At 39.6% G+C, this 11,621-nt stretch carries 5 protein-coding genes; all 5 read left to right on the forward strand.

Features of this window, described 5'->3' with window-relative positions; translation table 11 throughout:
- Positions 1-7 precede the first annotated feature (7 nt).
- The 5 genes from LH29_RS14290 to LH29_RS14310 all read left to right on the forward strand — a co-directional run bounded on the left by LH29_RS14290 (position 8) and on the right by LH29_RS14310 (position 11,610).
- Positions 8-2,395 carry an alpha-L-rhamnosidase-related protein gene (locus LH29_RS14290; RefSeq protein ID WP_045030913.1) on the forward strand — a complete coding sequence of 796 codons (2,388 nt, stop codon included), beginning with the start codon at positions 8-10 and terminating at the stop codon, positions 2,393-2,395.
- Between the two features lie 175 nt (positions 2,396-2,570).
- Positions 2,571-4,043 (forward strand): sulfatase family protein, encoded by a 1,473-nt coding sequence (locus tag LH29_RS14295; protein ID WP_052670959.1) that lies wholly within the window; start codon positions 2,571-2,573, stop codon positions 4,041-4,043.
- Between the two features lie 6 nt (positions 4,044-4,049).
- Positions 4,050-6,824, forward strand: a complete 2,775-nt coding sequence (locus LH29_RS14300) for an alpha-L-rhamnosidase (RefSeq protein ID WP_052670961.1) — start codon at positions 4,050-4,052, stop codon at positions 6,822-6,824.
- Positions 6,825-6,835: 11 nt separating this feature from the next.
- Positions 6,836-8,689, forward strand: a complete 1,854-nt coding sequence (locus LH29_RS14305) for a sulfatase (RefSeq protein WP_052670963.1) — start codon at positions 6,836-6,838, stop codon at positions 8,687-8,689.
- A 77-nt stretch (positions 8,690-8,766) separates the two neighbouring features.
- Complete coding sequence (locus tag LH29_RS14310) at positions 8,767-11,610, forward strand: alpha-L-rhamnosidase (RefSeq protein ID WP_157493704.1); 2,844 nt, start codon at positions 8,767-8,769, stop codon at positions 11,608-11,610.
- Positions 11,611-11,621 lie beyond the last annotated feature (11 nt).

The raw sequence follows: 11,621 nt of genomic DNA on the forward strand, positions 1-11,621 counted from the left end.
TTTTAGTATGAAAAATAGTATTTTAACATTCGTAAGCTTGCTTTTTGTTCTAAGCTTAAATGCCCAAAAGAGAAATGAAATTAATCCCGATTTGTTAACAGAAGAGTGGACAGCCAAATGGATTACTCATCCAGAAATAGCCGGTGAGGAAGCTGGGGTATTTCTATTTAAAAAAGTATTGACATTTGAGGTAGCCCCACAAGAATATATCATCAACTTATCGGCAGATAACAGATACATTTTATACATTAATGGAAAAGTCGTTGCAAGGGGACCAGCTCGCTCTGATTTAAACCGGTGGCTGTTCGAAACCATAAATATTGCTTCCTATTTAAAACAAGGTGAGAACCACATCGCCGCAAAAGTATGGAATATGGGCCAGTTAAAACCTGCCGCTCAAATGTCATACGAAACAGGATTAATTGTACAAGGAAATACTGAAAAAGAAAAAGCCATCAATACAGATAAAAGCTGGAGAGTTACAGTCGATAAGGCTTATTCATTTTATAAAATAGCACACCTTAAACGATACTACGCATCAGGACCAGGTGAGATGTTCATAGGAAATCTGCATCCTTGGAATTGGGAGATGTCAGACGAGTACAGTACATGGGAACATGCGCAAGAAGGAACAAATGGAGCAACCTTAAAAAGCCTTTCTGGTACAGGTCGATTAGGCAAAAGGATGCTATTTCCCCGTTCTATTCCAATGATGGAGGCCAAACTGCAAACTTTTGCAGCGGTGAGAAGAACAGTGGGTATTAAAAATGCCGAGGGACTGATTATAGGAGATAAAGTCGTAAAAATACCAGCTAACACAACGGCTAAAATATTGCTCGACCAAGGGCATTTAACAAATGCTTATCCGCAACTAATTTACAGCAAGGGAGCTAATGGTACGATAAAAATTACTTATGCTGAAAGCCTGTTTATTCCAAAAGATGGCGAGCCTACTTTTGATAAAGGCAACCGCGATGTGGTGGAAGGGAAAGTAATGTGGGGGAATTCCGATGTTATAGAGCCCGATGGCGGCGACAATCGATACTTTGAACCGCTTTGGTGGAGGTGTTTTCGTTACGTGGAATTAGAAATAACAACAAAGGATGAGCCGCTGGTTTTAGAACAGTTTAAAAGTGAGTTTACCGCGTATCCTCTTTCATTAAAATCTGAATTTAAGTGCGATAATCCCCAACTTAATCGGATTTTTGATGTTGCCTGGCGTACCCAACGTTTGTGTGCTGGCGAAACTTTCTTCGATTGTCCTTACTATGAACAGCTTCAATATACCGGCGATACTCGTATTCAGGGACTCATTACGGCTTATACTTCAGGAGATACTCTGCTTTGGAAAGACGCTATTTTAGATTATTATGATTCACGTTTACCTTTTGGACTTACTCAATCGCGTTATCCAAGTAGCTCGCCTCAGATTATCGCTACGTTTTCTTTGGTCTGGATAACAATGGTTTCTGATTACATGATGCATTGTAAAGATGATGAGTTTATTCAAAAAATGATTCCATCGATACTTGAAATTCTTAATTGGTACGATGAAAGAGTTGAAAGCAATGGCATGTTGGGGAAACTGGAAAGCTGGCTTTTTGTTGATTGGGTAGACGAATGGCAAACCGGATATCCTCCGTTGACAAAAGAAAAACAGTACTCTTCAGTAATTGGGCTGCAGTATGTATATACAATTCAGAAAGCATTGGCAATATTTGACGCCTATGGAATGCCGGGAGTAAAAAAACAGTGGGCACAAAAAGCACAAATAACACAAAAAGCAATACTGGATAATTGCTGGGATGAGGAAAAGCAAATGTTGGCTGATACCCCTGATAAGGAAACATTTAGTCAGCATGCCAATATACTGGCCGTGTTAACTAATTCATACAATACCGAAAAGCAAAAAGAACTCATAAAGCGGATTTTAAGTGATAAAGAAATATCGCAAACCTCTTACTATTTCGACTTTTATAAGGTAGAAGCAATGAAAAAAGTTGGTTTGGGAGATATGTACGTAAAAACTTTAAGCCCATTAAGCAATTTAATCGATAACGGTTTAACAACTTTCCCTGAAAAAGCGGATCCAACCCGATCAGATTGTCATGCATGGAGTGCATCGCCGGCATATTATTTCTTTTCGTTGGTTTGTGGAATCGAACCCGCAACACCTGGATTTAAAACAGTACGTATTGAACCGCATTTAGGAGATTTGGAGTGGGTGGAAGGTACTGTTCCGCACCGACTGGGAGAGATTAAGATAAATCTTGAGCAAAAAAAGAATAAGAAAATAACCGGAACAATAACGCTTCCGAAAGGCCTGGAAGGTACGTTTGTCGGGAATGGAAAAAGCCTTAAATTAAAAAGTGGAGTAAAAAAGATGCTGCACTAATTACAAATACTATCTTTTTGCTAATTCATTTTTTTATAAAACCTGAAATAAACTGAACAAAACCAGTTTAAAACACAAATAGATAAAAAAATGGGACAGAATAAAAAATTATAAAAAGTAATAGGTAGCAAATTTGTCTGATTGTTATAAATAAATTTAGTGTAAAAGTTCTGTTATGAATAAATTATTCTTTCTATTTCCTGTAAAAATATTGTCTCTTTTGTTTTTGCTTTCTGTTTCTTGTAACCAGAAAGAGCAGATTAAAAAGCCAAACCTTCTTTTTGTATTTTCCGACCAGCAAACTTTCGATATGGTTGGTTGTTACGGGAACAGGCAAATTATTACTCCAAATATTGACAAACTGGCTTCTGCAGGCCTTCGTTTCGACAATTGTTTTTCGAATAGCCCCATATGTACTCCTTTTCGAGGGATGTTAATGAGTGGACAGTATTCGCTGTACAACGGTTGTTACGTGAACGATACCCCTTTAATTCCCGGCAACGGGAAAAAATTTGCCGAAGTGTTGCGCGACGATGGTTATTATACCGGTTACATTGGAAAATGGCATTTATTGGGCGGCGACAGAAAACGTCCGATTCCTGCAGGCCCGATGCGTTATGGATTCGACGATATATTTTACTCCAACAATTGTCATGTCGATTTCAGGCCCGGTAAATGTTTCTTTTGGAACGAGAACGATGAACAGGAGTATTTTGATGAATGGGAAGTATACGGACAAACCAACCAGGCCATAGACTTTCTGGAAAGTGTAAAAAACAGGGAAGAGCCTTTTGCCTTGTTTGTGTCGTGGCATCCGCCTCACGATTGGGGTAAATTTGAAGGAGAAGATGGAAAGATGCACTTCCGCTATGATGCGCCCGAAGAATTAATGGCCTATTATAACCGCGACACTCTTAACGTGCGTCCGGGTTTGGAACCAACGCCCGATTTAAAAAGAATGTATCATGGACACATGGCCATGACCACTGGTGTTGATATTGCTTTTGGTCAACTTATGGATAAATTAAAAGAGATTGGAAAAGATGAAAATACTATTGTAGTATTTACCTCCGACCATGGTGATATGCTGGAATTTGATAAGGCTGTTTATCCCAAGCAATATCCGCATGACTATTCTTTGCACATTCCGTTTATTGTTAAATATCCGGGTGTAATAACAGAACACGATTCTACCAGTTTGCTTTTTAGTGCCTTGGATATAATGCCAACAATGCTTGGATTAATGGGGCAGGAAGTGCCGAAAGAGTGTCAGGGGAAAAATTTGTCGGAAGCTATTTTAACCGGAAATGAAGATGCTGTTGATTTTGTTCCCATCTGGTTGCATGAAAGTATTGGTTACAGGGGAGTAATTACCAAAGAATACACGTTTGCCCGTCAGAAAACAGAACATAGCCATTTGCATAATACCCTGTTCGATAGAATCACCGATCCTTACCAATTAAATAACCTAATTAACGATGAAAAATTAGATTCAACCAAAGAAGTGTTGTGGGCAAAAACCCGGAGTTGGATGCAAGCAATTGGTGATGATTTTTATGATGAGGCTGAGATTATTGAAGCCGGTAAAGATTTGCAGCCATCAAACTCCTTAGTCAGCCCCATTGATTTATTTACGAAAGCCAATTAAATTGAGATGCATACAAGATTTATTTCGAATAACAAACCTAAAGTATTTGGTATAAGTTGTATTCTTATTACGCTTCTTCTGTTTTGTGCGTGTAAGGAAGCTCCGTTTGGAATCAACGAACTTAAAGCCGAATTTATTTCCAACATCGACACCAATCCAATCTTTTCATGGAAAACAGGCAGTCTTAATCCTGGTTTTCAACAAAGCGCAGTGCAGCTCATAATTGCCGATAATCAAACCGACATAAACAAGAATGTTGGAAATGTTTGGGATTCGGATAAAGTGAAAACAGGTACATCCAATCAATTAAAATATGGTGGCAATAAATTGAAAAATGGAGAGTTGTATTGGGCCAAATTGAAAGTATGGGACGAAAAGGACAGGGCTGCCAACTGGAGCGAAGCAGTTTCTTTTTTTGTGCCAATTAACTACCCAAACCACTGGAAAGCTGAATGGATTACATACGATTATAAACCCGATGTAGCACTTCCGGTTTTCAAAAAAGTGCTTGCCATTCCGAACAAACAAGAAATTGAATGGGCCCGTTTATACATTGCTGCACCTGGCTTTTACGAAGCATATCTGAATGGAGAAAAAATTGGCGAAAATGTACTCGACCCCGGCCAAACTAATTACGAAGATTATACCTACTATTCGGCTTACAATTTGGATTTATCGGATAAAGGACATTCGGATGTGTTGGGTGTTATGCTTGGAAATGGTTGGTACAATCAAAATGTAGTTTGGGGAAAAGGTATGATTTACGGGCAACCCGTTTTTATGGCTCAAATAGTGGTTACGTTTAAAGACGAAACGAAAGAAGTGATTGGTACCGATGAAAGCTGGATATGGAAAAATGGACCTATTACTTTTTCAAACATTTATGCCGGCGAAAGTTATGACGCCAACCTGGAAGTTGAGGATTGGTTTAATACTGAAACTAGTGATAAATTTTGGAAGAAAGCTTTATTTGCAGATCAACATCCAACAAATTTGTTAGAGCAATTTGCTCCGCCTATTCAGAAAATGGATAGTATTCAACCCCAAAAAATTATTACAAATGATAGCGACCGGTATATATTTGATTTTGGACAGAACTTTGCCGGCTGGGTAAAACTAAAGATTAAAGGAGAAAAAGGGCAGGAGATTGTTTTACGTTGTGTTGAAGAATTGGACGAGAACGGTGAAATAGATCCGCGAACAACAGGAATGCGGGCCACCAAAGTTATTCAAACCCAAAAGTATATATGTAAAGGAGAAGGCACTGAAACCTGGGAACCAAAATTCACCTATTTTGGTTTTCGTTACGTCGAAGTAGAAGGATTAGCCGAAAAGCCAACACCTGAATTATTGACCGGAGTTGTAGTTCATTCTGCATTACCAAAATCAGGAGAGTTCAACTGTTCTGAAGAGAATATTAATAAATTGCATCAATTGGCAGAATGGACAATTAAAAGTAATTTACACAGTATTCCAACCGATTGCCCCCATCGCGAAAAATGTGGATGGACCGGCGATGCTCACTCATTTATTGATGCGCTCATGTATAATTACGATGCACAACAATTCATGAGTAAATATGTTTTCGACATGCGTTCTTCGGCTCGTAACACCAATCAGGAGCTGTATTTTGGAAATAATTTTCACGACAGAAGTCTAATTCAGAAGCCTAAAGGCATTCCAACCATGATTGTTCCCGGAAAACGAACCAGTGGTACGGCATCACCCGATTGGGGAACTGCTGTGGCTCAGGTTCCATGGAATTTATACAAGTACTATGGCGATACGTTGGTTTTAAGAAACTTTTACCCCGATATGAAAGTTTGGGTAGACTACGTTCAGAATAAAAACAAAAATGGAATAATATTCCATGGACTGGGAGACTGGTGTCCGCCGGGAGGAAATGAAAATATTGAATGTCCTGTTTCTCTAAGTTCAACAGCTTTTCATATCCTCGATTTGAAAATATTGGCACAAACTGCGCATATTCTGGGTAATGAAACGGATTTCAATTACTACCGTAATTTGAAAATTCAATCAACAGAAAGCTTCAACAAGCACTTTCTAGATACCGTAAATTATACCTATGGAAGCCAGACTGCCGATGCTATGGCGCTTGACATTGGAATTGTACCGGAAGCGTTAAAAGAAAAAGTAGCAGAATCTCTTGTTGAGAACATTCATGATAAGCATGATGGATTTATAAGTACCGGAATCTTTGGAATATCGCGCATCCTTAATGTTTTAGCCGAAAATGGTTTCGAGGATGAGGTATACAGATTATTGACAAAAAAAGGTGAAAATAGTTTTGCTTATATGTGGGAGCATTACAATGCCACAACTTTATGGGAAATATTACCAGTATACACTTTGGTTGGCGATGAAATGGCTTTTCGTTCTCACAATCATCCTATGCAGTCGGGTTACGATGCATGGTTCTATTCAGGAATAGCAGGTATTAATCCTGTAGATGATGAGCCAGGGTTTAAAAAAATTGTATTTAGGCCTTACCTCACCCAAAAACTGAGCAATGCCAATGCTAGTTATGAATCGGTATATGGAACGATTAAAAGTTCGTGGAAAAATGCAAATGGCAAATTTATATGGGAAATTAAAGTTCCTGAAAATTCATTCGGAGAATTTTTTATTCCGAATTATAAGAAAGAAGTTAATGTATTGGTAAATGGAAATCCGGTTAAATGCGAAAACTGTTCCTTTGATTTCACTTTCATAGGCGAATTCGGTTCCGGAAGTTATCTGATTGAAATGAAAAGAGATTAAAACATAGAAAAATGTATCAACGTATTATTTCCTGTCTACTTGTTTTGTTAGCCATTTCGGTTCAGGCAACAGAATCAACAAAAACAAAAAAGAAACAAAATGTAATCTTTATTCTGGCTGATGATTTAGGCTGGAAAGACTTAGCCTGTTATGGTTCCGATTTCTACGAAACTCCCAATATTGATGCTTTTGCTGAATCGGCTGTGTCATTTTCGAATGCTTATACGGCCAGTCCGCTTTGTTCGCCAACACGTGCCAGTATTTTAACGGGGCAGGAGCCTGGTCGTTTACGCTTCACAACCCCAACAGGGCATGTTCCTAATGTTGTTCTCGATCCGAAAGAAACTTTTGAGGCACCTGCTTATTTTAAAACAGCATGTCCCCAAACACGGACACGTCTTCCGAATGAATACCTAACTTTTGCCGAAGTTTTAAAGGAAAATGGTTATGCTACTGCATTTATGGGCAAATGGCACCTGGGTAGAGAGCCTTATCTGCCCGAAAATCAAGGATTTGATGTTGTGGTTGGCGGAAGAGAACATCCTGGACCTCCACCTCCCGGGCATTTTTTTGCGCCTTGGGATTGTGCTACATTACCGGTTGTTCCTGAAGGCACACATATTTCAGATGTCTTAACCGATGAAGCCATCAAGTACATGAACGATAAAAAAGACGATCCGTTTTTGCTGTGCTTATGGTACTATGATGTACATGCTCCTTTTCAGGCAAAAGAAGCGCTTAAAAAGAAATACGAAGAAAAATTATCACCCGAAAACATTCAACGATGTCCCACCATGGGAGGCATGGTTGAAACCCTCGATAACAGTGTGGGAAGGATTTTGCAATCGGTTGAAGATCTGGGACTGGAAGACGAAACCATTGTCATATTTACATCTGATAATGGCGGAAATATGTACGATGGCCCTGACGGAACAAATCCAACCAATAACTATCCCTTGCGTGCCGGTAAAGGAAATAATTACGAAGGAGGAGTTCGGGTGCCACTTATTGTTCGAGTTCCGGGAGTTACAAAAGCCGGTTCAAAATCAAAAGTAGTTACCTCTACAGTCGACCACTATGCTTCACTGCTTGAACTGTTGGATGTTCCATTTCCAAAAGATTTGGTAACCGATGGTGTTAGTTACGTTAATGCATTGAAAGGAAAAAATTATGAGCGTCCTCCAATCTATTCAACTTTTTGCCACAATGTTGTGGCAACGGGTAATCGTGCAAATATTTCCATGCGACAAGGGCCCTGGCGTTTGTATAAGTTTTATTACGATGGACCTAATCAGGAGCATCGTTACGAATTATATAACCTGGATGATGATATTAGCGAAACAAAAAATTTAGCAGCAGAAAGGCCGGAAAAAGTGGCGGTAATGACCAAATTGCTTGATGCTCATGTTGAAGAGGCTGGTATACTTGTACCCCACAAAAACAAAAATTATGAAGGAAATGTAGCCGATGCCTGGGTTGGTTCTGACCAAACCCGGATTTCAACCAATCAAGATATGTTAGTAATAGAATCCACCGGAACCGAACCTTTTATTGAAACTTACTACAATCCGAATATTTCAGGAGATAACTTTAAGATTGAATTTGAGATGAAATCTTTAGCATCCGGTAACGGAGCGGTAGCCTGGAAATATGGACCAAAAGACGAATATTCGGAAGAGGATTCAGCACCAATAAAAGTGATTCACGATGGTGAATGGCACAAATATTCGGCAGAAATGAAATTAGACAATACTTTGCGTGTAATAAAAATTAAACCGGCTTCAGCTGGAGGTTCAATTGCATTGCGAAATATAAAATTAGTAACAAAAGACGGCTATTTAATTCGCGATTGGCCAATTTATTAAGCAATTTGCTTATTCTAACAGAATAAATTTCAGGAAATATAACACGAGATCAAACTTTTATGAAATCAATCAATCCAATGAACTATTATTTACTGATACTTGCATTAATCGTTTTCCAGGCGTGTGAAAAAGTAAATACAAATTCATCAGATATAACTCCATTAAATTTAAGAACTGAATACAAAGTAAATCCGGTTTTGGATATACTTAATCCCCGGTTAAGTTGGGAATTGGAGTCAGAAGAAAGAGGGCAGGTACAAACTGCTTATGAAATTTTGGTTGCCTCTTCTCCTGAATTATTATCAGCGGAAAAGGCTGATTTATGGAAGTCGGGAAAAGTGGAAAGCAATGCAAGTAATCAGATCGAGTATCGTGGTAAGTCATTGAACTCTAAAATCCACTGTTTTTGGAAAGTACGCAGTTGGGACAAAAATGGAAATCCGGGCGTATGGAGTGAAACAGCAAGCTGGGAAATGGGATTGCTGAGCAAAGACGAGTGGCAGGCCAAATGGATTGGTAACGACCTGACTCATCTGGGAAAAGGGAAAGTTTATCATTTGCCACCGGCACCATTCTTCAGAAAAGAGGCTGTGCTGAAATCAAAAGTTAAAAAGGCCCGCTTATATGTTTCTTCGCTTGGTTTGTACGAATTTCAGATCAATGGGGAAAAGATTGGCGAAGATTATTTTACCCCTGGTTGGACAGATTACAACAAACGGGTTTATTACCAGACTTATGATATTTCTTCAGACTTAAAAGAAGGGGAGAATGCGTTTGGTGCTATTTTGGGCGAAGGTTGGTATGCCGGTTATCTGGCATATGCTTTATTGGTTAGAAATCCGATAGTGAAAAATTTTTATGGTGATGTTCCGCTCTTAAAAGCACAGATTGAGATAGAATATGAAAATGGGGAAAAGGAAATCATCGTATCCGATGAAACCTGGAAAACCAACCATGGGCCAATTTTGGAAGCAGATATTTTAAACGGTGAAACCTACGATGCCAATCTTGAATTCGGGAATTGGAGTGAGGCAGGGTTTGATGATACCAACTGGATGGCTAGTCAGGTTTACCCCGAAAAGGCCGGCCGGGAAATAGAATGTTACCCGGGTAATCCAGTGCAGGTCTTTTCAGAGTTGAAACCAGTTTCAGTAAAAGCCAGGGAAGGTGGAAAGTATATTTTTGATTTGGGGCAGAATTTTGCGGGAATTGTACGCTTAAAGGTTAAAGGACAAAAAGGAGACAAAATTACGTTGAAATTTGGTGAAGCATTGTTCCCTGATGGAAGCCTAATGACTGAAAACCTGAGAATGGCACGCGTAACCGATACCTATATTTTAAAAGGCGATCCAGAGGGCGAAACATGGACACCACGTTTCACCTATCATGGTTTTCAGTATGTTGAAGTTGAAGGTTTCAAATATACACCAACAGCCGTAGCCATTACCGGACTTGCGCTTACTTCTACTACGCCGGTGATTGGTGCATTGGAAACGAGTAGTGAAATGGTAAATCAGCTCTATCACAATATTGTTTGGACACAGCGCAACAATTACTTTGATGTGCCTACCGACTGTCCGCAGCGCGACGAGCGTTTAGGTTGGACCGGTGATGCGCAGGCTTACATTTTATCGGCAACATTCAACAGCGACATCTCAGCATTTTTCACCAAGTGGATGGTTGATTTGAATGATGCGATTCTTGAAAACGACGCCTATCCAATTTATGCACCGGCACCAAAAGTGCGTGCTACGGATACCTACTCTCCGGGATGGTCGGAGGCCGGTGTGATTTGTCCGTACACCATTTTTAAAACCTATGGCGATACTCGAATGATTAAAGAATTTTGGCCTCAAATGTTAGCCTATTTAAAGTTTATGGAAGAAAAAACAGCGGAAAATTACATTTATAAAGAGCGAAGCTTTGAAGATCTGACACCTAAGGGGGGGTATGGCGATTGGCTTTCTGTTGGAGCCAAAACACCGCCTGATTTATTGGCATCGATTTATTTCGCATATTGTGCCCAATTGATGAAGGAAATGGCTGTGGCGATTAACGAAACTGATGATGCCGGGTATTTTGCCGACCTTTTTGAAAAATCGAAGAATGCTTTTGAGGCGTATTATACCGATGGAAACGGACGTATAAGAACCAATGCTGAAGCTTATGGCGATGGAGCAGGGTATGTTTTGGAAGGGCAAACTAAATTCAGCGGACACTCACAAACGGCCTATGCCAATGCTATTTACATGGGGCTTTTATCTGACGAGAACAAAGCCATTGCAGGGCAACATCTTGCCGATTTAATTGCTGAGGATGGAGGGAAGCTTTCAACCGGATTTTTAGGATTAAAACCTTTACTGCCAGCGTTGTCGGAAACGGGGCATTCTGATGTGGCTTATCAACTTTTGTTAAACAATGAGTATCCTTCATGGGGTTTTGAAGTAATGAATGGTGCCAACACTATTTGGGAACGCTGGAACAGTTATATTAAAGGTGTTGGCTTTACCAACAATGCCGGAATGAACTCTTTTAACCACTACGCTTTTGGCGCAGTGAATGAGTGGATGTTTGGCAATATGGCTGGCATAAAAGTTGGTGAGCCGGGTTACCGCACATTTACTATTCGACCGGAAATTGCCAAAGACGGGATTGATTTTGTAAATGCGAGCTATCATTCAATAAATGGCGAAATTGGTTCATCGTGGAAGAAAGACGGTGATAAATTGGTATTTGAGGTAAAAATACCTGTAAATACGAAGGCTACAGTTACCATTCCTGCTAACGAGAATAATACTGTACTGCTTGATGGTGAGGCTATTAATGAATGTGAGTTGCTTGAAATTCTCGAACGTGCAGAAAATGATCTAACCGTTATGCTTGGTTCAGGTAAATATAAGTTTGAGATAAACAAAAATTAGCTTTGCTTGGT

The sequence above is a fragment of the Draconibacterium sediminis genome, assembly GCF_000949475.1.
Lineage (GTDB): Bacteria > Bacteroidota > Bacteroidia > Bacteroidales > Prolixibacteraceae > Draconibacterium > Draconibacterium sediminis.